Here is a 24960-nt window from a genome sequence, read left to right as displayed (position 1 = left end):
TCTTGTCGTGCGCCGATATAGGCTATGGCAAGCCAAACAGGACCAAAGGGAGCGCGATAATGGCCCGGAAAATGACGACAGCATTGGCGATTTGCCTCGCCGCCGCGGTGGGCGCCGGCGGCATCGGCACCAGCGCCGAGGCCCAGACCAAGGGCAAGACCAAGACGATCAAGACCGCGACCGCGATCACCGCGAGCGAACGCAAGCAGGGCGCCGAGGCGCATCCCGAGTTGGTCCAGGAATTCGGTGGCACCTATACGGGGCCGCAGGCCGCCTATGTCGCGCGCGTCGGGCAAAATATCGCGGTCCAGTCGCGGCTGTCCAACGCGCGCTCCGACTTCACCGTCACCCTGCTCAATTCGCCGGTGAACAATGCCTTCGCGATCCCCGGCGGCTATGTCTATGTCACGCGCCAGCTGATGGCGCTGATGAACGACGAGGCGGAACTGGCCGGCGTGCTCGGCCACGAAGTCGGCCATGTCGCCGCGCAGCACAGCAAGAAGCGCCAGTCGGCGGCGACGCGCAACGCCGTTCTCGGCGTGCTTGCGGGGGTGCTCGGCGGCGCGATCGGCGACAATGGCGGATTGCTTGGTGGACTGGGCGGATTGCTGCAGAATAATGCGATGAAGGTCGCACAGCTCGCGACTTTGGGCTTCTCGCGCAGCCAGGAGCTGGAAGCGGACCAGCTGGGCGTGCAATATCTGAAGAGCGCGGGTTACGACCCGAAGGCGCTGTCGACTGTGCTCGCGAGCCTCGCCAACCAGACCAGCCTCGAAGCGCGATTGTCGGGCGGCGACGCGCGTTCGCTGCCCGAATGGGCGAGCACTCACCCCGACCCCGCGTCGCGCGTGCGCAACGCCCAGACGCTGGCGGCGCGCGCCGGTGCCGGCGGCGTGCGCAACGCCGATGCCTTTTACGCGTCGGTCGACGGCGTGCTCTATGGCGACGATCCCGCGCAGGGCGTCGTCGAGGGCAATGAGTTCCTGCATCCCGACCTGCGGCTGAAATTCGCGGTGCCGAGCGGCTACGGGATGCAGAACGGCACGACCGCGGTGTCGGTGAGCGGCAGCGGCGGGCAGGCACAGTTCACGACCGCCGCCTATAATGGCGACATGAACGCCTATGTCGCCGCGGCGTTTAAGTCGGTCGCGGGCAATACGGCGCTCAGCCCCAGCAGCATTCAGCGCACCACGGTGAACGGCATTCCGGCCTATACATCGACCGCGCGCGCGAACACCCAGTCGGGCGCGGTCGATGTTACCGTCTTCGCCTATGAATTTTCGCGGACCAGCGCCTTTCACTTCGTCGCGCTGACCAAGGCCGGCGGCGGATCGGCGTTCAACTCGATGTTTGGCAGCGTGCGGCGACTGAGCAGCGCCGAGGCGGCGGCGATCAAGCCGCGGCGGATCGACGTGGTGACCGTCGCGCGCGGCGACACCGTGGCGACGCTGGCGCGGCGCATGGCGTACAGCAATTACCAGACCGAGCGATTCCAGGTGCTCAACCGGCTGAATTCGACGAGCCGGCTCACCCCGGGGCAGAAGGTCAAGATCGTGGTCTACGCCAGCCGCTGAGTTCGCGGCTGGCGAAAGCCGGAGCAGCGGCGCGTTGCTCGCGCAAAGAAAATGGGGCGGTGGAAACCCACCGCCCCATCTCTGCTCATTGGTACCCGGAAAAACCGGGCGCCGACGCGAAGCTTAGAGCTTGGCGTTGACGTTGTTGAACGTGTTGCTCACGCCCTTACCAACCGAGGTCATCGCGGTGATGCCGGCAACGGCGATCAGAGCGGCGATCAGGCCATATTCGATGGCGGTGGCGGCTTTGTTGTCGCGAATGAACTTTTTGATGAACTTCATGTCTGGTCTCCTAACAAGTCACTTGCCCGGTTGACACTCTGGTCTTGGTCAACAGGGACGGTTCTAAGCGCTATTGGTTTTGAAATTCTTAATGTGGCGGCGCGCCGGATTTTTCGATGAGTCCCGTTACAGGACAGACGTACTTTTCGTCGCGACGTTGTTCCACATGGAGCTGGCCGATTTGCCGACGTTGGTCATCGCGACGCTGGCGGCCACGAAGATCAATGCGAGTATCAGCCCATATTCGACAGCTGTGGCGGCTCTGGTCGACCGCATCAGCTCCACGATATGTGTCATGTCCCTGCCCCTGCCTTTGACAGGATCATTGTCCCTGAACCGCAAAGCCCTTTGTTCGTGGCTTTTATGCGGTGCGGGCGGTCACTGGTCCGTGCCGCGTCGCGCCTTTGCCCTGAACGAAATGCAATTCAAACCTTGGCCGTGCAATTCGGGGATTCTGGTCCTAGAGTTCCCGAGGCCTATGGATTTCGCATATCAGGGTTAACAATTTGTCCTCACCTGCCTCGTTAAAAGCCGCCGAAAACTGTCTCATTGTGGTCGCCGCGGCGATGGTCGATCGCGACGGCCGGGTGCTTGTCCAGCAGCGGCCGCCGGGCACGTCGATGGCCGGGCTGTGGGAGTTCCCCGGCGGCAAGCTGGAGCCGGGCGAGACGCCCGAGGCGGCGCTGATCCGCGAGCTCGCCGAGGAACTGGGGATCGAGGTCGACCATGCGTGCCTCGCTCCCGCCTGTTTTGCGAGCGAGCCGCTGGGCGAACGGCATCTGCTGCTGCTTGTCTATGCGCTGCGCAAATGGAAAGGCGTGCCGGAGGCGCGGCACGCGACGGCGCTGCGCTGGGTGCGTCCCGTCGAACTCTATGCGCTCGACATGCCCCCGGCCGACCGGCCGCTGATCGGGCTGCTCGAGGCTTTGCTCTAGCCATTTGGTTTGAGTGCGTCGGCCAATGACGCTGTCCCGCTGCCGCGCCGCGCGGGGCGCGGCTGGTCGGGGTGCGGCGCCCAGCCGCTGAAATGGATCAGGCGGAAGGTTTCGGCGACGCGGCCGTCGGGGTCGGCCTGCGCCGCAAAGGCGAGCGCGATATGGGCGACCTCTTCGCGCGTGAGCGGCGGCGGCGCGGCGGCGAGCCGGCTCGCCAGCCCTGCGGCGCGTAGGTCGCGGACGAGCGCGAACCAGTCGCCGTAGCGCACGCTCAGCGCCTCGACATCGACCACGGGCAGCGAGAAGCCGGTGCGCTGGAGCAGATTGCCCATCGCCGCGAGATCGATCTGCGGATGCAGGCGCGCGATCGAGCGCACCCCGTCGGCCATCACCGCGCGGCGCAGCTTCGCGAGGCTGCCGTCGCCGACGAAGCTGCCGAGCAGCAATCCGTCGGGCGCGAGCAGCGCGCGCAGCCGCACCAGCGCGCCGGGTACGTCGTTGACGCTGTCGAGCCCGCCGGGCCAGAGGATCAGGTCGAAGCTTTCGAAGGGCAGGTCGATCGCATCGGCTTCGCCGACCAGCGCGCCCGTGGTCGCCGCGAGGCGGGTCCCGGCCTCGAGAATCGTCACGTCGCTGCCCGCAGCGCGCAGATGCGCCGCGAGCGCTGGGTCGTGTCCGCCGATCAGCAGCGCGCGCGGGAAGCTGCGCGTGACCATCGCCAGCCGGTCGGTGAGGCTTTCGGCGATGATCGGCGCGAGGAAATCTGCGCCCGGCGCCAGTTTCGCGAGGCGGTCGCGCTGGGCGCGCAGGCGTGTGGCGGAGAAAAGCGGGACGGGGGGCGGCGACATGCGGCGCTTGTGCCGCCTCGCGTCCTGCTTCACAAGCGGCACATGGGGGCAGCGATGGGCGATGTCGATAGCGGACCCTCGGCGGGAGCGGCCGATGCGATCCTTCGCGGCCTGCAGCGGACCGGCCGCGCGCTCGTCGACTATGCGCTGCCGCCGCGCTGCCCGGCGTGCGGGACGATCGTCGCGGGCGACCGGCAATTCTGCCTTGCTTGCTGGCAGTCGCTGCACTTCCTCGACGGCCCCGCCTGCGCGCGCTGTTCAATCCCGCTGCCCGATGCGCTGCCGGGGGGCGAGATGCAGTGCGGCGCGTGCCTCGCCGATGCGCCGCCCTTCGACGGCGCGCCGTCGGCGGTCGCTTATGGCCCGGCGGCGCGCACCGTCGCGCTGCGGCTGAAATATGGACGGCGCGTCGGCCATGCGCGGCTGATGGCGGGGCTGATGGTGCGGCCGCTGACGAGCCTGGTCGGCGGCGGCGAGGCGCTGCTGGTGCCGGTACCGCTCCACCGCTGGCGGCTGTGGTCGCGAGGCTTCAACCAGGCGGCGCTGGTCGCCGATGAGCTCACGCGGCTGACCGGCGTGCCGCACGACCACGACCTGCTGCTGCGCGCCAAGGCGACCGCGTCGCTGCGCGGCAAGGGGCGGCGCGAGCGCGAAAAGATCGTCGCGGGCGCCTTCAAGCTCGCCGAGGGCGCGAAGGCGCGCGCCGCGGGGTGCCATCTGGTGCTGATCGACGATGTCCATGCCAGCGGCGCGACGTTGCGCGCGGCTGCGCGGGCGCTCAAACGCAGCGGCGCGGCGCGCGTGTCGGCATTATGCTGGGCGCGCGTCGTCCCCGACGCGCTCGCCAGCGGCAACATATTTGACTTTGCTTCGTTGGATTCCGATATGGTTGACGAAAGGATGACAAGGTAGCGGCCATGGCCAAGATCGAAGTGTTCACCAAATTCTTCTGCCCCTATTGCACGCGGGCGAAGGCGCTGCTCGACGGCAAGGGCGCGGCGTATCAGGAAATCGACGTGACGATGGACCGCGCCGGATTCGAAGCGATGGTCGAGCGCGCCGGCGGGCGCCGCACCGTCCCGCAGATTTTCATCGACGGCAAGCATATCGGCGGCAGCGACGACCTCGCCGCGATCGATGCCAAGGGCGCGCTCGACCCGCTGCTCGGCACGGCCTGACCCCTTGATCGTCTTCGACCTTTGCTGCGCCGTCGGCGATCACCGGTTCGAAGCCTGGTTCCAGAGCAGCGAGAGCTTTGCCGACCAGCAGGTGCGCGGGCTGATCGCCTGCCCGGTGTGCGGCGACAGCGATGTGGCCAAGGCGGTGATGGCGCCGCGCGTCGGTGCCAAGTCGAACCAGGCGGCCATGCCCGCTACGCCTGCCGCCCCCGAAAGCGCGGGCGAGGTGACCCCCGAACTGGTGCGCAAGGTGATGGCGGGGATCGCCGCCAAACAGGCCGAGATGCTGCCGCAGTCGCGCTGGGTCGGTCGCGATTTCGCCGATGCTGCGCGCGCGATGCACGAGGGCCGCGCCGCCGAGGACCTGATCCACGGCCAGACCTCGCCCGAGGAAGCGCAGGCGTTGCGCGACGAGGGCATTGCGGCGATGCCGCTGCTCGTGCCCTTCGTGCCGCCCGAAGCGACGAATTGACCGGGCGGGTTACCGGGCCGATTGACGCTGCGCATCCGCCGCCGCTAAACGGACCGCGGCGCACCCGTAGCTCAGCAGGATAGAGCATCAGATTCCTAATCTGGGGGCCACAGGTTCGAATCCTGTCGGGTGCACCACGAACATGTAAGTGACTGATATAAATCGGTTATTCTAAGCCCTTCACACGCAATCGGCGCGGTTGTGCGACCGTTCCCGCGGTCAATCGCTCGGGCGTGGTCAGAGACAGGGCGTCCGGCGAGCTAATTCAGCGCAACGTCTCGGAAAGTCTCTGCGGCGCAATTCGGTGGCCACCGCAGGGGTGATTCGATCAGGTAAATTCGAGCAGTCGGCGCTGGTCGGACCATGCGAGCGCGAGGGCCGGGAGCTTGAGCAGCTTCGCGCGCGTGGTCGTCCTGGTCATGGGTGGTCTCCTTGATCGGATCCCGGCACCGCGCAGGGCCCCTTCAGGTCGGACCGGGAAGTCGGCATCTCGCCTGATTTGAGTCCTGGCCGACCGCGAGGCAGCCGTCCGAAACATGCCGATCACGAACGCTTAAAAGTACGCTCTGTGCCAGTCTTTCGGGCGGGCATCGCGTTCAGTGGGTATTTCCATAGAGGACTTTGGCGCTGGCTTTTGTCCAATTCGGATGTCGCGCCGCCGGTCATCTTCCCCAGCTTATGACCAATATTTAGTGCATTACGGGCATTCGGCGACGCCTTCGCCCGTTGGAGCGGGACCCATTTATGGGGACAATTAGGTTTTGACCCGGCAGACTGGTAGCGCTACCAAATTGTGGTAAGCCGCGATCAAACGACGGCCGATTGGGAGGGTCCGGATGAAAAGGGCAATTTTGCTGGCTGCGGTCGTGGCGTCGATGGCGGTGCCCGTACGCAGCATCGCGGCACCGCGTGGATTGCCCGTCGGGACATGCATCAACATGGGCAACAGCCTCGAGCCGCCAACCGAAACGGCATGGGGCGGGCATCGCATTGCCGACGACGATTTCGCCAATATCGCTTCAGCCGGCTTCACGACCATTCGCTTGCCCGTGCGCTGGGACAGTCATGCAGGAAAGGAGGCGCCCTACACGATCGAACCTGTCTTCCTCGCGCGGGTGAAGCATCTGGTCGGCGCGGCGCAGGCGGCGGGCCTCAACGTCATCCTCGACAGCCATAATTTCGAATCGATGCACAGCGATCCGCTGGGCAGCGCACCGCGCTTTGCCGGGATCTGGAAGCAGATCGCCGTTGCCTTCGCCGACCAGCCGATCAAGACCTTGTGGTTCGAACTGGAGAATGAGCCGCACGACAAATTCACCAACGCCAACCTGATTGAAGCGCTGTCGCCTGCGCTGGCGGCGGTGCGCGCGACCAATCCCGACCGGCCGGTGATCATCGGCGGCGAGTTCTGGAGCGGGATCGATTCGCTCGCCACGCTGACGCTGCCGGACGATCGCAACGTCTATCCGACCTTCCATTATTACGAGCCGTTCGAATTTACCCACCAAGGCGCCGACTGGGTGGAGCCAGTGCCGCCGCTCGGCCGTACATATGGCAGCGCCGACGATGCCGCGCGGCTGGTGCGCGATGTGCAGAAGATCCGCGATTACACGGCGCGCACCGGCCTGCTGCCCTTCATGGGTGAGACCGGCGCGCATACGACGGCGCCGCTCGACCAGCGCGTGAAATATCATGCCGCGGTGACCAAGGCCTTCGCGCCGCTGGGCATCGGCATGTGCACCTGGGCTTACACCAACACCTTCCCCTTTTACGACAGCGACAAGAAGCAATGGCTGCCCGCGATGCGCGGGGCGATCGGCCTTCCCGACACGACGACCGCGCCCGCTCCCGCGGCGGTGCCAGCCGCTGTGGCCGGCGAACGGCAGCCGACCCCCGAACTGCAGGCGCTCGACGACGCGCTGCCCGGCCATCTGATCAACGATCCGTCCGCGCTCGACTGGGCGACCTTCGGCGCGATCATGAAGGCGAAGAACGTCCGGTCCGCCGATATCCCCGGCGGCGGCGCGGCGGTGCAGTTCGCGCTGCAATCGCTGGGCACGGCGCCCTATGACGCCGGTGCCAATGTGCCGATCCGCACCGCACTGCGCAGCAAGGGCGATTATGTCGCCGCCTTCTGGGCGCGCACGATCAAGTCCGACGCGCCCGACGGTAAGGGGCGGATCGGCGTCCGCTTCCAGCAGAATGTCGCGCCTTATGCCGGGTTCGGCGACACCGCGCTGACCATCGGCTCCGAGTGGCAGCTCTACGAAGTCGCCGCGCAGGCCGATCGCGACATCGCCAAGGGACAGGCGGTGCTCGGGCTGCAGCTCGCCGGTGCGCGCCAGACGATCGAGATCGGCCAGGTGATCGTCGTCGAGGGTGCGAAGACGATCCGCCAGGCCGCGGCGCCGGCCGCGCCCGCCGCCGATCCCGAATTGCCGCCGCAGCTCGTCGGCAAGGGCGACCTGCTCAACGATCCGGCGAACCGCGAATGGCTGCTCTATGGCACCGCGCAGACGGCGAAGGCGACCACGACCAATGTCTATGGCCGCGTCGCGACGCTGCTGACGGTCGGCACCGCCAGCGCCAATGCCTATGACGCAGGGGCTTCGGTGCCGCTGCAGGGCGCGATCGCCGAGGGCGACCGGCTGCGCATCGCGGTCCTCGCGCGCACCGTCTCGGCGGCGACCCCCGACGGGCAGGGCAAGCTCGCCATCCGGGTGCAGCAGAATAGCGCGCCTTACGATGGCTTTGCCGACAATATCCTGATCGTCGGGCCGAACTGGCGGCTCTACCAGATCGGTACGACCGCCACACGGGCGCTTGCCGCGGGACAGGGCCAGCTGGCGCTACACACCGCGGGGGCGGAGCAGGCGCTCGAGATCGGTCCGGTCTATGTCTTGCGCGAAGGCACGCCTTCGGTTGAACTGGGGAAATGAGCTGCACCACCCTGCTTGATACCCTGACACTGGCCTCGGGCGATGCGCGGCTGATACTGGTGCCCGAGGCGGGCGGTGCCATCGCGGCGTGGCGTGTGGGCGGGCAGCCGATGTTCCATGAATCGGGCGTTACGCCGGGGCCGGACTGGAATCCGCTGGCTATGGCGAACTTCCCGCTCGTCCCTTTTTCGAACCGCATCGGCGGCGGGCATTTCCGCTGGGGCGGCGCCGAATATCGCCTGCCGCCGAGCGGGCTGCCCGACCGGCATGCGATCCACGGCGTCGGTTGGCGCCGCGCGTGGCGCGTGGTCGAGGCGGTGGCCGACCGCGCGGTGCTGCGCCTCGACCATGAGAACGACGCCGACTGGCCTTGGCCCTTTGTGGCCGAGCAGCATTTCCAACTGACCGGCAGCGGCCTCGACATCCGCATGACCGCGACCAACGGTGCCGATATCGCGGTGCCGCTGGCGTTCGGTATGCATCCTTATTTCGATGCCGCGGGCGCGCATCTGGACTTTGCGGCGACGCAGGTCTGGGGCTCGGCGCGCGACGGGCTTCCGCTGCACGCCGACACCCCGGGGCCCGCCGAGGATTTCCGCGGTGGGCTGGCGGTAGCCGCGACCGATCTTGATAATGGGTATGACGGCTGGACCGGGCTGGCCGGGATCGCGTGGGAGGGACGGCGGCTCGCGCTGTCGATCACCTCCGACCTGCCGTGCGCGGTGGTCTATACGCCGCCGGGCGCCGCCTATTTCTGCTTCGAGCCGGTGCCGCACAGCAACAATGCGCTGAACCTCGGCGACCGCGGGCAAGCGATGCCCGTCGCCGCGCCGGGCGAGACGATCGCAGCGCGGGTGCGCTTCGGTACCCGGGCTCGGGAAGCGGCACGGTGATCGATCCGGTCCGCACCGTCGTGATCGTCGGCGGCGGCACCGCCGGCTGGATGGCGGCGGCCGCGGCGGCGCGTTTCCTCAATGACGGCCAGCGCCGCATCCTGCTCGTGGAGTCCGATGCGATCGGCACCGTCGGGGTGGGCGAGGCGACGATCCCGCCGATCCGCGACTTCAACCGGATGCTCGGCATCGACGAGGCCGAGTTCCTGCGCGAAACCGGCGCCACCTTCAAGCTGGGGATCGAATTCGTCGACTGGGGCGCGCTCGGCGAGCGCTATCTCCACCCCTTCGGCGACCCCGGCCACAATTTCGAAGGCATCGCCTTTCACCAGTTCTGGCTCAAGCATCGGGACGATCCGCGCATCCGGCCCTTCACCGACTATTTCATCACCGGCGCCGCGGTGCGCCATGGCGGCTATGCGCCGCAGAGCGGCGACCCGCGCTCGCCGCTCCACCAGATGGCGGCCGCCTATCATTTCGACGCCGCGCTCTACGCCGCCTATCTGCGCCGCCGCGCCGAGGCCGGGGGCGTCACCCGCATCGAGGGGCGCATCGAGCGCGTGTCGCGCGACCCGGCGAGCGGGCATGTCGCGGCGCTGCACCTCACCGACGGGCGCGCCGTCGCGGGCGATCTCTTCATCGACTGCTCGGGCTTCGTCAGCCTGCTGCTCGGCAAAGAGATGGGAGTCGGCTATCGCGACTGGTCGCGCTGGCTGCCGTGCGATCGCGCGCTCGCGGTGCCGTCGGCGCGCGTCGATCCGCTCATACCCGCGACGCGCGCCACTGCGCATGGCTTCGGCTGGCAGTGGCGCATCCCACTCCAGCACCGCACCGGCAACGGCATCGTCTATTCCAGCGCCTATGCCGGCGAAGAGGAAGCGCGCGCCACCCTGCTCGCCCATCTCGACAGCGAGCCGCTCGCCGAACCGCGCGGCCTGCGCTTCACGGCGGGGGTGCGCGAGCGTTTGTGGGACGGCAATGTCGTCGCGCTCGGCCTCGCGGGCGGGTTCATCGAACCGCTCGAATCGACGAGCATCCACCTGATCCAGACCGGGATCAACAAGCTGTTCTGGCTGTTCCCCGACATGCGCTTCAGCGCGGCCGAGCGAGACGAATATAACCGGCTGATGATCGATCAATATGAATATGTCCGCGACTTCATCGTGCTGCATTACAAGGCGACCGCGCGCAGCGACACGCCCTTCTGGCGCGACATGGCGGCGATGGAGATCCCCGACAGCCTGGCGCAGAAGATCGAGCTGTTCCGCACCAAGGGCCGTATCCGCCGCTTCGACCACGACCTGTTCGGGATCGCCAATTGGGCGGCAGTGATGCTGGGGCAGAATATCATGCCCGAGGGTTATGACCCGCTGGTCGACGCGACCGACGACGAACGGATCGTCGCGGCGATGGAGCGGATCGCGTCGGTGTTCGAAACCCAGGCACGTGCGATGCCAAAGCACGCCGACCATATCGCGCGCCTCGTCAGCCGCTAGCGCGGCCCCATCAGCCCGCGCAGCACGAAATTGCGGATCGTCTCATCGCGCTCGGGCGACGCTGCGCCCTGCACGCCCTGGGCATGTGGCGGCAGATGATCGGCGGCGGCCGCGCCCTCGTCGCCGAAGATGAAATGGTCGAACCATGTCCGCCATGCGGCGCGTTCGGCAGCGGGCAGATCGCGGATCGCCAGCAAGCTGTGCGCAAAGGCGAGTAAGGGCGAACTGCCGGCGCCGGCATCGCACCAATAATTGACCATCAGGTTGAGCGGGCCGGTGGCGCGGATGTTGTGCCACCAGAGCGAGGGAATGAAGATCGCATCGCCCGGATCGAGCGTCGCGACCGCTGCCGCGGCCATCGCCTCGGCGAAGCGCGGGTAACGCGCGAGGTCGGGATCGTCGACCGCGACCATGCTCACCGGCTGCCCCGCCGGGGTCTTGTTGAGCGGGCCGAGATAGAGGTTCGCGACCTGTTCGGGCGGAAACAGCACAAAGCGGCGGAGGCCCGCGACGACGACCGCGATATTGTCCGACTGATCGAAATGGGTCGCGATGTGCGAGGCATTGCCGGTCCACAGCCGCGGGATTGCGCCCGGGGCCGCGACCGGCAAGGGGTGATCGGCAAGGAAGCCGGGCATGAAATCCGCGGCCGGGGTCGATCCCGCGTAAAAGCTGGGCGGATCGGCCAGCGTGCTCGCCCACAGCAGCCGGTCGAGCAGTTCGGGCATCGTCGCCTGCTCGGTGCGGAAGTTGAAACCGGTCATGTCGCCGCGATAGAAATAATGGCCGTGCGTCCCCGGCGGCGCGGTGAAGACATTCATAGGCGCGCCGGGGCCGTAGCCGGCCAGCCGCTCTGCCAGCGCCGCGATGCCCTCTTTTCCCGCCGCGACCAACGGCCAGTCCGCGGTCAGCCCTCGCAACACCAGCGGGCGTCCGTTCGCCGCCGCCAGCGCCGCCTGGGCTGCGCTGGCGTCGCGCGCGTCGATCTCGGCAATCGGCGCGGCGCGGGTGAGCCAGTCCTTCATGGGCAGGGGATGATGACATCCGCCACGGACGCCAACCGCACCTCGGCAAGGCTGAAGCGTGCCGCGCCGTCGGTCGTCAGGCGAAAAGGCGTCTCGACCCTGGTCATGTCGGCCCCCTTAGCAGCAAAGCATTTCAGCGGCACGCCGTAGCTGCGCCATTGCCCCGCGGTTGCGAGCGAAAATGCCGCAAAGGGTATGGGGGTGCGATTGACGGCCAGCGTTGCCGGCTGCTTCGGCGGCTGGTCGACGCGCATCGTCGCGACCAGCAACAGGTCGCCGTTGCTCTCGCGCGACAGATCGACCGGGGCGTGGCCCGACACTTCGACCGTCGCCGGGCCGCCGGCGATGGCGAATTGGCGCGCACCCTCTTGGACGACATGGTCGGTCGCGGTGACCGTCACGCGCCCGCCGAGCGCCGCGGCGGGGACCGAGGTGATCCGCGTCGTGTCGCCCGCGCCGTCGAGCACGCGCAGCGACCAGGACGCGGCGGGAACGCCGCGCGCGAACCAGACATTGCCGCTGTCGCTGGCTTCCACGCCGGGTTCTTCGGACAGCGTCGTCCATGTCGCGCGGTCGTTCAGGCCCAGCCCATAGCCGAAGGGAAACAGGACCGGGCCGTCGGCGCGCGCGGTGGCGGGCCAGGCGGTCGGCAGCTTGCCGGTGAAATCGAACCGCGGCTTGCCGTCCTTGCCGGCGACCAGGACATCGGCGACGCCGCCGCCTTCCGAGCCCGGCAGCCAGGCGGCGACGAAGGCATCGGCGACGTTGAGCTCCGGGTTCATGAACAGCGGCCGCCCGCTGATCATCACCGCGATCACCGGGATGCCCGCCGCCTTCAACTTCTGCATCGTCGCGAACGGCGCGCGAAGCTCGGGGCGGAGTTGGAGCGTCTTCAGGTCGCCCTGGAATTCGGCATAGGGGGTTTCACCGAACACCACGATCGCGGCGTCGGGCTTCTTGCGGTAGGCGCCGCCCGGCGCCAATTCGGCGCTGCCGCCGGCTGCCCTTACGGCGTCGTCCAGCCCCTTCCAGATCGAGGTGGCGCCCGGAAAGTGGGCGTTGGTGACATCGGTGCCCTGCCAGGTCAGCGTCCACCCGCCCGACTGGCGGGCGATATCGTCGGCGGCATCGCCGGCGACGAGAATGTGGCTGCCTGGCTTGATCGGCAACACTCCGCCTTGATCCTTCAGCAGCACGAGCGACTTGCGCACCGCTTCGCGCGCGATGGCGCGATGCGCGGGCGCGCCTAGCAAATCCCATTGCCCAGCATAGGGCCGGCTCGACGGCTTGCCTGCCTCGAACAGCCCGAGCCGCATCTTGACGCGCAGGATGCGCGCGACGGCATCGTCGATCCGCGCCATCGGCACCGTGCCGTCCTTCGCCTGCGCTACGAGCGAGGTCCACATCGCCTTCCAGCTGTCGGGCGCCATCACCATGTCGAGCCCGGCGTTGATCGTCTGCGGGCAGGAGGCGTTGGTGCACCCTGCGACCTGGCCGTGCGCGTTCCAGTCGCTGACCAGGAAGCCGTCGAACCCCATATGGTCCTTGAGCAGATCGGTCAGCAGCGACTTGTTGCCGGTGTTCTTGACCCCGTTCCAGCCCGAAAAGCTGACCATGATCGTTGCGACGCCCTGTTCGAGCGCGGGAACGTAAGGCGCGCCGTGGATGTCGCGCAACTGCTCTTCGCTGATCCGCGCATCGCCCTGATCGCGGCCGTCGACGGTGCCGCCGTCGGCGAGGTAATGTTTGGTCGAGGCGATGACATAGGGGCCTTTGAGCAAATCCTTGCCGGTCGCCGGACCTTGGAGTCCCCGCACCATGCGGCCGACATATTCGCTGACGAGCGCCGGGTCGGACGAATAGCCCTCATAGGCGCGGCCCCAGCGATAATCCTGCGGCACGGTGACGGTCGGGGCAAAGGTCCATTCCATGCCCGTCGTGCGAATTTCGAGCGCCGTCGCGCGAGCGATCCGCTCGATCAGGTCGGGATCGCGCGCGGCGCCGAGGCCGACATTGTGCGGAAAAATCGTCGCTCCGACGATGTTGCTATGGCCATGCACCGCATCGGTGCCCCAGATGATCGGGATACCGACGCCGCCGCCCGACGTATCGATCGACGCCGCATAAAAAGCGTCGGCGAGCCCGAGCCATTTTTCGGGCGGCGCCAGATCGTCGTTGCCGGGGCCGCTGTTGCCGCCGTTGAGGATCGATCCGAGATGGTAGGCCTTGGCCTCCTCCGGCGTGACGCTGGCGATGTCGGCCTGCACGATCTGGCCGACCTTTTCCTCCACGGTCATTCGCGCGATCAGCGCGGCGATGCGCGCTTCGGTCGCGGCATCGCGCGGCTGCGGCCAGTGCGGTTTGGGCCAGAGCGCGGGATTCGCCGTCGCCTCGGGCGGGACCGGCGCGAGTAGGAGCTTGCCCGCGTCGGCGGACGCCGCCGACGCTGCGGGTCCGCCGCCCTGTGCGGCGCAGGCGCCCAGCACCAGCGGCATCAGCCATAGACTTTTGCGCATCCTCATCCTCTCTTGGCGATTCAGGTCGGCACGCGCGCCGGCGCGGCGCGCGCGATGGTGGAACGGACGACGGCGTCGGGCAGCGCCCATGCGGTCGGATCGACGCGGCGCGGCGGCGGGCCAAGCGTCATCAGCCGTGCAAGCCACTCGCCGGGCTGGATCGGGCTGAGTTCGTCGATCGCCACACGGCCCCGCGCGGCAAAGGCCGCGCCTATTTCGGCAAGGCCTGGCGGGCCGTCGGCGCCCGGCGCTGTGCCGAGGCCGCTCCAGTCGGCGAGCGCGCGATAGGCGATCCCAGCGCGGCGGTCATATTCGCGCTGCTCTTGCCCGCCACCGTCGGGACGTGGCAGCAGCGCGATCAGCCGCAAGATATCCTCGAGCGCGACGCCGAGGCCGACGCCATCGGCGGTCGGCGCGCGCACGGCGGCTTCGCCGATGGCGACGGCGTTGCCCAGCCAACAGCGGCCGAGGCAGCCGGGGCCGCGGGCGGTTGCATCGGGGGCGAGCGCGGCGCGCCAAACGCGGGTCTGCCAGACGATCGCGCCGCCTTCGTAGGTCAGCCGCTCGTCGCCCTGCGCGACGCCGCCGTCCGGTGATATCGAAAGCGACAGCTTCGGCAGCCAGTCCGACCAGTCGGTCCATCCGACTCCGAGCGCGGTGAGCAGGCGCGAGCGCGGACCGGCGGCATCCACATAGAGATCCGCGCGCAGCAATGCGCCGCCATCGGCCGAAATACCCGCGACCGCGCCATTGTCCGCCGTGACCGTGACGTCGGCCGCCGCCGTGATGCCGATATCGAGCGCCGCCGCCATCTCGCCGAGCAGGCTTTGATAGGCGGCGATGTCGAAGCGCGGGCCGAAGCCGCCCTCGTCGCCGCGCGCTTCGCGCAGCGCGAGCAGCATCGCGGCGAAATCGGTCGCGCCTTCGCCGTCCTCGAGGCGGTGGCGCAGCCAGATGTGATGCAGCGGCACACCCTCGACAAAGGGGATCGCCGCGGTGCTCGCTTCGCGAACTGCCGGCTGCCCGTCGCGGACACAGTGGCGCAGATACGCCCGATCGGCGTTGGTCCGCCGAGTGAAGAGCCGGGGGTCGAGCCCGATCTGCCGGTGGAAGCGATGGATGATCGGGCTCGCCGCGCCCAGCCGGTTGAGCCAGCTGTCCTCGTCGCCCGGCAACTGCATCAGCCGGATCGCGGCGCCCGGCAGCGCGCGGCGGAGCGCAATCGCGGCGGCCAGCCCGACGACGCCGTCGCCGACGACCAGCACCGACCGCGTCGCGCCCGCCGCTCCGCTCATGCCGCTTCCCACGCGCCGGACTGGCGCAGATAGTCGCCATGGTCGGGCCAGGCCGCGACCCGCTGGCGGATCGCCTGATCGAGTTCGGTCAGCGACCTGGCGAGGCGGTCCGGCGCCGGCGTGTCGGCGCGCTGGTCATAGGATAAAGGCACGACCCCCTGGCCCAGATAGACCGCGACCCAGCTCGCCTCGAGAAACAGGCCCTGCGTATAGAGTTCAACGCGCCCGCTCGTCCGCCAAAGGTCCATCTTGCGCTGCAGCGTTTCGGGCACCGCCATCGTGCGGACATGGTTCCAGAAATCCGAATCGTCGCGCCGCGTGGCATGATAGTGCAGGATCAAGAAGTCGCGGATGCGGTCATATTCGCGATCGACGAGCGCGTTGAAGGTGTCGCGGTCGGACGTGTCGATACGGCGCTGCGGGAACAGTTCGACCAGCCGCGTCACCGCCTGTTGCACGAGGTGGATGCTCGTCGATTCGAGCGGTTCGAGGAAACCGCTGGCGAGGCCGATCGCGACGACATTGCGGTCCCAGCTTTTGGTCCGCCGCCCGGCGCGAAAGCGCAGCACGCGCGGATCGGCGAGCGGCTCGCCCTCGATCGCGCCCAGGATCGCGCCGCAGGCTTCGTCGTCCGACAGATGCGCGCTCGAATAGACATAGCCGTTGCCGACGCGGTGCTGGAGCGGGATGCGCCAGCGCCAGCCGGCGGGCATCGCGGTCGCGCGGGTATAGGGCTCGATCGGCCCGTCGGGCGCGGTGCACGGCAAGGCCGCGGCGCGGTCGCACGGCAGCCACTGCGACCAATCCTCCCACGGCGAGCCCAGCGTCTCGCCGATCAGCAGCGCGCGAAAGCCCGAGCAGTCGACAAACAGATCGCCGGCGATCACGTCGCCGCGGTCGGTGCGCAGCGCCGCGATATCGCCGCTTGCCGCATCGCGCTCGACTCCGACCACCTTGCCCTCGCTGCGCCGCACGCCATGCGCCTCGGCAAAGGCGCGCAGCATCGGCGCCATGCGCGTCGCGTCGAACTGATAGGCATAGCTGTAGCTGCTATCGAGGAAGTCGCCGCCTGCGGGGATCGGCGCAAAGCGCCTCGCGCGCGAAGCGACGATCGGGAGCGAGAAGTCGCAGATCGGCGGGACACGGCCCGCGGCCTTCATCCGCAGCCAATAATGGTGAAAGCCGACCCCGGCGATGTCGGTGCCATAGGCGCCGAAGGGATGGATATAACCCTCGCCGATCGCGCCGAAGTCGACGAAATCGATGCCGAGTTTGAACGTCGCGCGCGTTTTGCGCATGAAGTCCATCTCGTCCAGCCCCAAGCGGCGGATGAACTCGCGCAGGTGGGGCAGCGTCGCCTCGCCGACCCCGACGATGCCGATCTCTTCGGATTCGACGAGATGGATGTCGGCCTGTCCGGGCAGCAATTTGGCGAGCGCGGCGGCGGTCATCCAGCCGGCGGTGCCGCCGCCCAATATGACCACGCGGACGGGCTCGGGCCGGGTCAAGGCCGGGCGTCCGTGCGCGCTGCGTACGGGCCGATGACCGCGCCGGTGAACAGCCCGGCGCCGACGGTGGCGAGCACCGACGCGTCGACATCGGCGGCCAGCGTCTGCCAATCCGTGGCCCCGGCCGCGCGCCATTGCAGCGCGGCCTTGTCACGGTTCAGGCGGATTTGCAAATCGATCGCGGCGGCTGGCCTAGCGCCGAGCGTAGCCTGCTTCACGACCACACCCTCGGCGGGTTCCGTCGCCGCGCCGCGGCGCCGCAGCACGATCGCGTCGCCGCCCGCCAGCCGCTCGCGGCCGAAGAAGAGAAAATGATTCTCGTCGGTGAGCGCGAGCAGCCCGGCGTGGTCGCCGGTCGCGGTGGGCGCAAAGGTGACGCGGGCTTCAAACACCGCGTCGTGATGGCGCAGCCGCTTGCCGACGAAACTCGGCTGGTCGAGCGACCCTGCGGCGACGGGGCGGGCGGTCAGCTGCAGCGCCCCCTTGCTGCTTGACAGGCTCCACCAGGCGCGACCCTGCGGGGTGCGGAGCATCATCCAGTCGAGCGCCAGGCGCGGATCGTCGAAGTCGTCGCGCCATTGGCCCAGCGTGTCACCCGCGAAGGCGGGCAGGGCCGGGCGCCTGCCGGTCGGCGCGATCGCCGTTCCGGACGGCAGGATCAGCGGCCAGCCGTCCTTCCATTGCACCGGCAACAGGAAGGTCTCGCGCCCCAAATTGGTCTGCTGCCCCGCATAGGGCCGCGTCGCGAGAAACACCGCCCACCAGCTGCCGTCGGCGATCTGGACGAAGTCGGCGTGGCCCGTCGCCTGCACCGGCCAGGGCCGATCTTCGGGCAAGTCGCGCTGGGTCAGGATCGGATTGGTCGGGCCGGGTCGATAGGGGCCGGTGACCGCCTCGGCGCGGTAGATGGTCTGGCTGTGCTGGTCGGCGGTGCCGCCCTCGGCGGCGGTCAGATAATAATGGCGCCCGACCTTGTAGATATGCGGTCCCTCGGCCCACACCGGCTTGTCGGCAGCGTGCACGCCCTTGTCGACGAGCAAGGTGCGCGTCGGCGCCATCTTCATCGCGGCCAGGTCGATCTGCTGCAGCCACAGCGCGCGGTGCCCGTCATATTCGGGCGGCCCCGGCGGCGCGTCATTGTAGGCGATCCACGCTTTGCCATCATCATCGACGAACAGCGACGGGTCGATGCCGCCGAAGTCGAGCCAGTGCGGATCGGACCAGGGTCCGGCGGGATCGTCGGCGGTGAGGATGAAATTGCCGCCGCAGTCGATGCAGGTGTTGACGATATAGAAGCGCCCGCCCTCGTAGCTGATCGTCGGCGCGAACAGTCCGCGCGTGACGCCGACCTTGCCGATCGTCAGCTGGCTGGGGCGGTCGATGGCGTTGCCGATCTGGCGCCAGTGGACAAGGTCGCGGCTGTGATAGACCGGCAGGCCGGGGAACCAGCTGAAGGTCGAATTGACCAGATAATAGTCGTCGCCGACGCGAACGATCGAGGGATCGGGCTGGAAACCGGGCAGCACCGGATTGGCGAAATCGCCGGGTCCGGCGACCGCCGATTCGGCATCGGGCGTGCCCGAATAGGCGACATAGTCAAAGCTTGCGACGGGCGGCACGTCCGATTGGGCCGCGGCGGGCGTCGCCGCCAGAGTCCAAGCCGCCCAGGCAATATAGCACCAACCCCGCAACGCGCCTCTCCCCTCCATTCGTCCGGTGAGGCTGCGGCCCCGCCCGGCGACGGATTTTCTGATCGCCAACCTTGACACGACCCCCTAGAGCGTGATGGTAGCGCTATCACAACAATGGCTGTGGGGAGGTTTCAGGTCAATGGGTTTTGCGTTGGGCCCCGTTTTGCCTGCCGATTGGCGGTCTGCTCGCCTGCTCGGACGAGTCGATTTCGGCGCGGGTCCGACGCCCGTGCTGATCGACGGCGGCACGCTTTACGACCTGACCCCCAGCGCCGCGACCGTATCGGCCGCGATCGCGCGCCGCCAATGGCTTCCCGAGCATGGCAGGCAGGTCGCGGTGCTCGATCCCGAGGCGCCGGCGCTGCGCGACGGGGCGCGCTTGCTCAGCCCCATCGACCTGCAATGCATCAAGGCCGCGGGCGTCACCTTTGCCGTGTCGGCGATCGAGCGCGTGATCGAGGAACGCGCGCGCGGCGACGCGTCGCAGGCCGCGAGCATCCGCGCCGGGCTGGAGCAGCATATCGGGCAGGGCATTCGCGCGGTCGTCCCGGGCTCGGCCGAGGCGGCCGCGCTCAAGGGGGCGCTGATTGCCGAGAATATGTGGTCGCAATATCTGGAGGTCGCGATCGGCCCCGATGCCGAAGTCTTCACCAAATCGGCAGTTCTCTCTTCGGTCGGCTATGGCGCCCCGGTCGGCGTCCGCTCCGATTCGAGCTGGAACAATCCCGAACCAGAAGTCGCGCTGGTCATGGACAGCGCGGGCGAGGCGGTCGGGGCGACACTGGGCAACGACGTGAACCTTCGCGATTTCGAAGGCCGCTCGGCGCTGCTGCTCGGCAAGGCAAAGGACAATAATGCCTCGGCGGCGCTGGGGCCCTTCATCCGCCTGTTCGACGACGGTTTCACGATCGACGATGTGCGCAGCGCCGAGATCGACCTCAGGATCGAGGGCGCCGATGGCTATGTGCTGACCGGCAAGAACCAGATGGGCCAGATCAGCCGCGATCCGCTCGATCTCGCCGCGCAGGCGCGCAGCGAGCATCATTATCCGGATGGCTATGCGCTCTATCTCGGCACGCTGTTTGCGCCGACGCAGGATCGCGACGTGCCGGGTGGCGGTTTCACCCACAAGGTCGGCGACCGGGTGACGATTTCCTCGCCGCGGCTCGGAGCGCTGGAAAATACCGTCACCACATCGCGCGATGCGCCGCCGTGGACGATGGGCATCACCGAATTGTTCCGCAATCTCGCGAGCCGCGGGCTCATCGATCATATTTGAAGGACGTCCCTACGCCGTGACTTTGAAACTCGGGCATTTGATCAACGGCGAGCGCATCGGCGCCGACAACGCCGCGCTGGAAAGCCTGAACCCGTCGAACACCGACGAGGTGGTCGCGCTTTTTCCTGCCGGCGACGCCGCAGTGGTCGACGCCGCGGTTGCCGCCGCGCGCGCGGCGCAGCCGGGCTGGGCCGCCGCGTCGCCCGAGATCCGCGCCGACCTGCTCGACAAGGTCGCGGCGACGATCATGGCGCGCGCCGCCGAACTTGGCGAACTTTTGGCGCGCGAAGAGGGCAAGACCCGCGCCGAAGGCACGGGCGAAGTGATGCGCGCCGCGCGCATCTTCCGCTATTTCGGCGGCGAGGCGCTGCGCCGCCACGGGCAGACGCTCGAATCGACGCGGCCGGGGCTCGACGTCGCGACCTATCGCGAGGCGGTCGGCGTCTATGGCCTGATCACCCCGTGGAACTTCCCGATCGCGATTCCCTCGTGGAAATCGGCGCCGGCGCTGGCCTTCGGCAACACCGTCGTAATCAAGCCCGCCAATGTGACCCCGGCGATTGCGAGCGCGCTCGCCGACATCATCATGGAATGCGGGGCGCCGCCGGGCGTGTTCAACATGGTGCTCGGGCAGGGCCAGGTCGGCGCGGCGATCGCCGACCATCCCGGCGTGGACGCGATCTCCTTCACCGGATCGCAGGGCGTCGGCGGCAAGGTCGGCATGGCCGCGATGGCGCGGCAGGCGCGGGTGCAGCTGGAAATGGGCGGCAAGAACCCGCTCGTCGTCCTTGCCGACGCCGACCTCGACAAGGCGGTGGCGATCGCGCTCGACGGTGGTTTCTTCCAGACCGGTCAGCGCTGCACTGCCTCGTCGCGCGTGATCGTCGAGGATGCGATCCACGACCGCTTCGTCGCCGCGCTCGCCGAAAAGGCGCAGGGCTTGCGCGTCGGTTCCGCGCTAGACCCCGAAACGCAGGTCGGCCCCGCGGCGAGCGAAGCGCAGTTCGAGCAGAATATGCGTTACGCGAAAATCGCGGTCGACGAGGGTGGGCGCTGCGTCACCGGGGGCGAGGCCGCAAAGGCCTATACGCCCGGCTATTATATGACGCCGACGCTGATCGCGGACACCAATCCCGACATGCGGATCAATCGGGAGGAGGTCTTCGGCCCTGTGGTTTCGACCGTGCGGGTCAAGGATTATGACGCGGCGCTCGACATCGCCAACGCCGGCGAATTCGGGCTGTCGTCGGGGATCGTCACCAACAGCCAGAAGCACGCCCGCCATTTCCGCAAGCATGTCCGCGCGGGCATGGTGATGGTCAATCTGCCGACCGCGGGGGTCGATTATCATGTGCCGTTCGGCGGGACGCGCAAGTCGAGCTATGGTCCGCGCGAACAGGGGTTTGCGGCGGTCGAATTTTATACGCAGATCAAGACGGTCTACACGGGGGATTGAGCGTGCTGACGCGGACGACACAGGCCGACAAGTCGGCGGCGAAATATCCCAGCCTGGCGGGCAAACGGGTTTTGGTAACCGGTGGCGCGACGGGGATCGGCGAGGCGCTGGTGACGGGTTTCGCCGGGCAGGGCGCGCATGTCGCCTTTCTCGACATGCAGGACGCCGCCGGCGAGGCGCTGGTGCGGCGGTTGACGGGTGAGGGGTTTGTCGCGCCGCGTTTCGCCCATTGCGACCTCACCGACCTCGACAGCCTCGGGCATAATGTTGCGACGCTCGCCGCCGAAATGGGCGATTTCGACATCCTGCTCAACAACGCGGCGAACGATGACCGCCACGCGATAAGCGACGTCACCCCCGCCTATTGGGACGAGCGGATCGCGGTCAATCTGCGGCATCTGTTTTTCGCCGCGCAGGCGGTCATTCCGGGCATGAAGGCGGCGGGCGGCGGATCGATCGTCAATTTCGGATCGATCAGCTGGCACCTCGCGCTGCCCGATCTGGTGCTTTACCAGACCGCAAAAGCCGCCATCGAGGGGATGACGCGCTCGATGGCGCGCGAACTTGGCGCCGACAATATCCGCGTCAACACGATCATCCCCGGCAATGTCGAAACCCCGCGCCAGGCCAAATGGTACACGCCCGAGGGCGAGGCCGAGATCATCGCCGCGCAATGCCTGAAGGCGCGCGTTCAGCCCGCCGATGTCGCGGCGATGGCGCTGTTCCTCGCCTCCGACGACGCGCGCATGTGCACCGGCCACGACTATTGGGTCGACGCGGGCTGGCGCTGATGACGATGACGCCCGAACCGGTCGCCTTGCCGTCGACCTCGCTCGGCGAGGGGCCGGTGTGGGACGCGGCGCGCCAGTGCCTGTGGTTCGTCGATATCAAGCAGAAGCGGCTCCTGCGCTTCGACCCCGCATCGGCTGCGCTGGACCAGTGGTCCGCGCCGGGCGAAATCGGCTGGGCACTGCCGGCGGACGACGGCCGGCTGCTCTGCGGATTGCAGGGCGGACTCCACTGGTTCGACCCGGCCAGCGGCGAATTTACGGCCTGGCTGGCGGTCGAGACCGATCGGCCGGGCAATCGCCTCAACGACGCCTGCACCGATGCCAGGGGCGCCGTGTGGTTCGGGTCGATGGACAATGCGTGCGAGGACGAAACCGGCAATTTCTATCGGCTGGCGGCGAGACAGGTCGAGCAGGCGGGCCCCAGCGGGATCGCGATCACCAACGGCCCCGCCATCGCGCCCGACGGCGCGACGATCTATTTCACCGATACGCTCGCCGGAACAATCCGGGCCGCCCCGATCGGGCCGGACGGACTGCCCGGTGCGTTGCGGCCTTTCGTGACTTTCGGCGACGGCATGGGGCACCCCGACGGGTCGATCACCGACGCCGCGGGCAATGTCTGGGTCGGCTGTTACGCGGGCTGGGCGGCGCGCTGTTTCAACCCGGCGGGCGAAGAGATTGCGAAGGTCGATTTTCCGACCGCGAACATCACCAAGCTCGCCTTTGGCGGCCCCGATCTGGCGACGCTCTATGCGACATCGGCGCATCAGGAAATGTCCGACGTCGAACGCGCGGATCAGCCGCTCGCGGGTGCGCTCTTCGCCTTTCGCCCCGACGTTGGCGGCCACCCGCTGCCGCTGGTGCGCGCGGCATGATCTGGCGAGCACTGCTGCTGGCGGCCGCGGCTTGCGCCAGTCCGGCGCACGCCCAGGTCACGCTAGCCCCGACCTTCACCGACCATGCCGTCATCCAGCGCGGCCAGCCGATCCTGGTAAACGGCACCGCGGCGCCCCGCGACAAGCTGACGGTTACGCTCGCGGACAAGAAGGCGACCGCAATCGCGGATGGCGAAGGATATTGGCAGGCCAGCTTCGCCGCGCTTCCGGCGGGCGGTCCCTATGAACTCACCGTTCGCGGCGCGGACGGTCAGGTGGCGGCGGCGGCCAAGGATGTCATGCTCGGCGATGTCTGGCTCTGCTCGGGCCAGTCGAACATGGAATTGCCGGTGCGCCGCGCGCTCGATTTCGACACGCAGGCGGCGAATTTCCCGGACCCCGACCTGCGGCTGCTGACGGTCGAAAAGGCGACCGCGACGCTGCCGCAACGCCGTTTCGCCGCGCTGCCGTCCTGGTCGCCCGCGTCGGCCGACAGTGTCCCCGATTTCTCCGCCGCCTGCTATTATATGGCGCGCGACCTGCGGGCGGCGCGCGGGGTGGCGATCGGCGCGATCGATGCGACGTGGGGCGGGACGCAAATCCGCGCCTGGCTGACGCCCGCCGCGACACGGTCGATTTACGGCCAGGACGAGGCCGATCTGCTGGCGCTCTACACGCGCGACCCGCTTGCGGCGAACCAGGCGTTCTTCCCGCGCTGGGCCGGCTGGTGGCAAAAGCTCAGCGGCGACGCACCGGGCGAGGAACCGTGGATCAAGCCCGACCGCCTGACATGGCAGCCCTTTCCCGCGATATCCTATTGGGACGAATGGAAGGGGGCCGACTTCAAAAGCTTCAACGGCTATGTCTGGGCGCGGCGCAGCGTGACGTTAACCGCTGCGCAGGCGGCGCAAGGCGCGACGCTTTCGCTCGGCGTCATCGACGACAGCGACGAAACCTTCGTCAATGGCGAGGTAATCGCCAACAGCTTCAGCTGGTCCGATGCGCGCCGTTATGCAGTTCCCGCCGGATATTGGCGCGCCGGGGTGAACGAGATCATGGTCCTCGTCGGCGACAGCTGGGGCAATGGCGGCTTTCAGGGTCCCGCCGATGCGCTCAAGCTCAGCTTTGCCGATGGCAGCGAAATGCCGATCGGCGATGGCTGGTCCTATGCCATCGCGACGGACAAGGCGGGCGCCGCGCCGCGCCCGCCGTGGGACCAGATCGCCGGACTGGGGCTGATCCACAACGCGATGGTCGCGCCGCTCGGCGCGATCCGCCTCGACGGCATCGCCTGGTATCAGGGTGAGGCCGACGTCGGGACGCCCGGATATGACGCGCGGCTTGCGGCGTTGATCGCCGGGTGGCGCGCCCAGTTCGGCCGCAATGATTTGCCGCTGCTCGTTGTCGGTCTCGCCAATTATGGCGATCCGGTGACCAAGCCTTTCGATAGCGGCTGGGGGATGCTCCGCGACGAACAACGCCGCGCTGCCGATGCCGACCCCGCGATGACGCTGATCCCCGCGCTCGACCTCGGCGAGCGGCTCGACATCCATCCTGCGAACAAGATCGAACTCGGTCACCGGCTAGCGCGCGCCGCCGGGGGCAAGGCGTTCCCGCATGTGCTGGGCGCGGCGCGGCAAGGCGGTGCGATCGTCGTGCGGTTCGACGGTGTGACCGGTACCTTGGCGAGCTGGAGTAGCGCGCAGGCAATCGGATTCGAACTGTGCGGCGATGCGGCGGGTAGCTGCCGTTTTGCGTCCGCGTTGGCGAAAGGCGCTACGGTCGAGATCGCCGACGATGGGCAACCGGCAACACGCGTCCGTTACGCTTGGGCGGACAGTCCGGTGGTCAATTTGTTCGACGGCGCGAACCTGCCGGTCACCAGCTTCGAGATCCCGATCCGGTGA

General features: G+C 68.0%; 21 protein-coding genes and 1 tRNA gene. 14 read left to right on the top strand and 8 right to left on the bottom strand.

The annotated features are described in order from the left end of the window. The first annotated feature begins 71 nt into the window (after nt 1-71). The gene (locus tag BWQ93_RS10805; protein ID WP_083721174.1) at nt 72-1574 is read left to right on the top strand and encodes a M48 family metalloprotease; all 1503 of its coding nucleotides are present in this window, start codon (nt 72-74) and stop codon (nt 1572-1574) included. Between the two features lie 123 nt (nt 1575-1697). Here BWQ93_RS10805 and BWQ93_RS10800 read toward each other — a convergent pair whose 3' ends face one another. Next, nucleotides 1698-1856 (bottom strand): Flp family type IVb pilin, encoded by a 159-nt coding sequence (locus BWQ93_RS10800; RefSeq protein WP_077030552.1) that lies wholly within the window; start codon nt 1854-1856, stop codon nt 1698-1700. A gap of 126 nt (nt 1857-1982) precedes the next feature. After that, nucleotides 1983-2132 carry a Flp family type IVb pilin gene (locus BWQ93_RS10795; protein ID WP_232314589.1) on the bottom strand — a complete coding sequence of 50 codons (150 nt, stop codon included), beginning with the start codon at nt 2130-2132 and terminating at the stop codon, nt 1983-1985. Between the two features lie 290 nt (nt 2133-2422). Between BWQ93_RS10795 and BWQ93_RS10790 the strand changes: the two genes are divergently transcribed. After that, nucleotides 2423-2791 carry a (deoxy)nucleoside triphosphate pyrophosphohydrolase gene (locus BWQ93_RS10790; protein ID WP_077032332.1) on the top strand — a complete coding sequence of 123 codons (369 nt, stop codon included), beginning with the start codon at nt 2423-2425 and terminating at the stop codon, nt 2789-2791. Here BWQ93_RS10790 and BWQ93_RS10785 read toward each other — a convergent pair. Next, the gene (locus BWQ93_RS10785) at nt 2788-3639 is read right to left on the bottom strand and encodes a methyltransferase domain-containing protein (RefSeq protein WP_077032331.1); all 852 of its coding nucleotides are present in this window, start codon (nt 3637-3639) and stop codon (nt 2788-2790) included. The two genes, BWQ93_RS10790 and BWQ93_RS10785, sit on opposite strands and share 4 nt — an antisense overlap. 54 nt (nt 3640-3693) lie before the next feature. Here BWQ93_RS10785 and BWQ93_RS10780 point away from each other — a divergent pair, with 54 nt between their 5' ends. The 7 genes from BWQ93_RS10780 (at nt 3694) to BWQ93_RS10745 (ending at nt 10617) form a co-directional block, all read left to right on the top strand. Next, nucleotides 3694-4551, top strand: coding sequence for a ComF family protein (locus BWQ93_RS10780; protein ID WP_083720811.1), 858 nt, complete (start codon nt 3694-3696; stop codon nt 4549-4551). A 5-nt stretch (nt 4552-4556) separates the two neighbouring features. Beyond that, complete coding sequence (gene grxC, locus BWQ93_RS10775; RefSeq protein WP_077030549.1) at nt 4557-4817, top strand: glutaredoxin 3; 261 nt, start codon at nt 4557-4559, stop codon at nt 4815-4817. Between the two features lie 4 nt (nt 4818-4821). Further along, nucleotides 4822-5289 (top strand): DUF1178 family protein, encoded by a 468-nt coding sequence (locus BWQ93_RS10770; protein WP_077030548.1) that lies wholly within the window; start codon nt 4822-4824, stop codon nt 5287-5289. Between the two features lie 60 nt (nt 5290-5349). Beyond that, nucleotides 5350-5426, top strand: a tRNA-Arg gene (locus BWQ93_RS10765). A 699-nt stretch (nt 5427-6125) separates the two neighbouring features. Then, on the top strand, nt 6126-8228 hold the full coding sequence (locus BWQ93_RS10755) for a glycoside hydrolase family 5 protein (protein WP_156878206.1): 2103 nt from the start codon (nt 6126-6128) through the stop codon (nt 8226-8228). Then, nucleotides 8225-9121 (top strand): aldose 1-epimerase, encoded by an 897-nt coding sequence (locus BWQ93_RS10750; protein WP_077030545.1) that lies wholly within the window; start codon nt 8225-8227, stop codon nt 9119-9121. Before BWQ93_RS10755 ends, BWQ93_RS10750 begins: the two co-directional genes overlap by 4 nt. Next, nucleotides 9118-10617 (top strand): tryptophan halogenase family protein, encoded by a 1500-nt coding sequence (locus BWQ93_RS10745; protein ID WP_077030544.1) that lies wholly within the window; start codon nt 9118-9120, stop codon nt 10615-10617. The genes BWQ93_RS10750 and BWQ93_RS10745 overlap by 4 nt, the downstream gene beginning before the upstream one ends. On the opposite strand, the gene BWQ93_RS10740 is transcribed toward BWQ93_RS10745, so the two are convergent. The 5 genes from BWQ93_RS10740 to BWQ93_RS10720 are packed head-to-tail and all read right to left on the bottom strand — an operon-like array spanning nt 10614 to nt 18580. Beyond that, complete coding sequence (locus BWQ93_RS10740; protein WP_077030543.1) at nt 10614-11642, bottom strand: cupin-like domain-containing protein; 1029 nt, start codon at nt 11640-11642, stop codon at nt 10614-10616. The genes BWQ93_RS10745 and BWQ93_RS10740 overlap by 4 nt on opposite strands. Then, the gene (locus BWQ93_RS10735) at nt 11639-14158 is read right to left on the bottom strand and encodes a glycoside hydrolase family 3 protein (protein ID WP_077030542.1); all 2520 of its coding nucleotides are present in this window, start codon (nt 14156-14158) and stop codon (nt 11639-11641) included. The genes BWQ93_RS10740 and BWQ93_RS10735 overlap by 4 nt, the downstream gene beginning before the upstream one ends. Nucleotides 14159-14178: 20 nt before the next feature. Continuing rightward, on the bottom strand, nt 14179-15453 hold the full coding sequence (locus BWQ93_RS10730; RefSeq protein WP_077030541.1) for a tryptophan 7-halogenase: 1275 nt from the start codon (nt 15451-15453) through the stop codon (nt 14179-14181). Next, nucleotides 15450-16961 (bottom strand): tryptophan halogenase family protein, encoded by a 1512-nt coding sequence (locus tag BWQ93_RS10725; RefSeq protein WP_257787748.1) that lies wholly within the window; start codon nt 16959-16961, stop codon nt 15450-15452. The genes BWQ93_RS10730 and BWQ93_RS10725 overlap by 4 nt, the downstream gene beginning before the upstream one ends. Continuing rightward, nucleotides 16958-18580 (bottom strand): glycoside hydrolase family 43 protein, encoded by a 1623-nt coding sequence (locus BWQ93_RS10720; protein ID WP_232314588.1) that lies wholly within the window; start codon nt 18578-18580, stop codon nt 16958-16960. The genes BWQ93_RS10725 and BWQ93_RS10720 overlap by 4 nt, the downstream gene beginning before the upstream one ends. 211 nt (nt 18581-18791) lie before the next feature. Between BWQ93_RS10720 and BWQ93_RS10715 the strand changes: the two genes are divergently transcribed. The 5 genes from BWQ93_RS10715 to BWQ93_RS10695 are packed head-to-tail and all read left to right on the top strand — an operon-like array spanning nt 18792 to nt 24960. After that, nucleotides 18792-19931, top strand: a complete 1140-nt coding sequence (locus BWQ93_RS10715; RefSeq protein ID WP_077030540.1) for a fumarylacetoacetate hydrolase family protein — start codon at nt 18792-18794, stop codon at nt 19929-19931. A gap of 16 nt (nt 19932-19947) precedes the next feature. Continuing rightward, nucleotides 19948-21387 carry an aldehyde dehydrogenase family protein gene (locus BWQ93_RS10710; RefSeq protein ID WP_077030539.1) on the top strand — a complete coding sequence of 480 codons (1440 nt, stop codon included), beginning with the start codon at nt 19948-19950 and terminating at the stop codon, nt 21385-21387. 5 nt (nt 21388-21392) lie between these two features. After that, a complete protein-coding gene (locus tag BWQ93_RS10705; protein ID WP_077032328.1) occupies nt 21393-22178 on the top strand; it encodes an SDR family NAD(P)-dependent oxidoreductase in 786 nt (261 codons plus the stop codon). Beyond that, nucleotides 22178-23053, top strand: coding sequence for an SMP-30/gluconolactonase/LRE family protein (locus BWQ93_RS10700; RefSeq protein ID WP_077030538.1), 876 nt, complete (start codon nt 22178-22180; stop codon nt 23051-23053). Before BWQ93_RS10705 ends, BWQ93_RS10700 begins: the two co-directional genes overlap by 1 nt. Next, complete coding sequence (locus tag BWQ93_RS10695) at nt 23050-24960, top strand: sialate O-acetylesterase (protein WP_077030537.1); 1911 nt, start codon at nt 23050-23052, stop codon at nt 24958-24960. The genes BWQ93_RS10700 and BWQ93_RS10695 overlap by 4 nt, the downstream gene beginning before the upstream one ends.

The sequence above is a fragment of the Sphingopyxis sp. QXT-31 genome (assembly GCF_001984035.1).
GTDB lineage: Bacteria > Pseudomonadota > Alphaproteobacteria > Sphingomonadales > Sphingomonadaceae > Sphingopyxis.
Note: the sequence above shows the minus strand (reverse complement) of the source record. Positions and strands in the feature narration are given on the sequence as shown.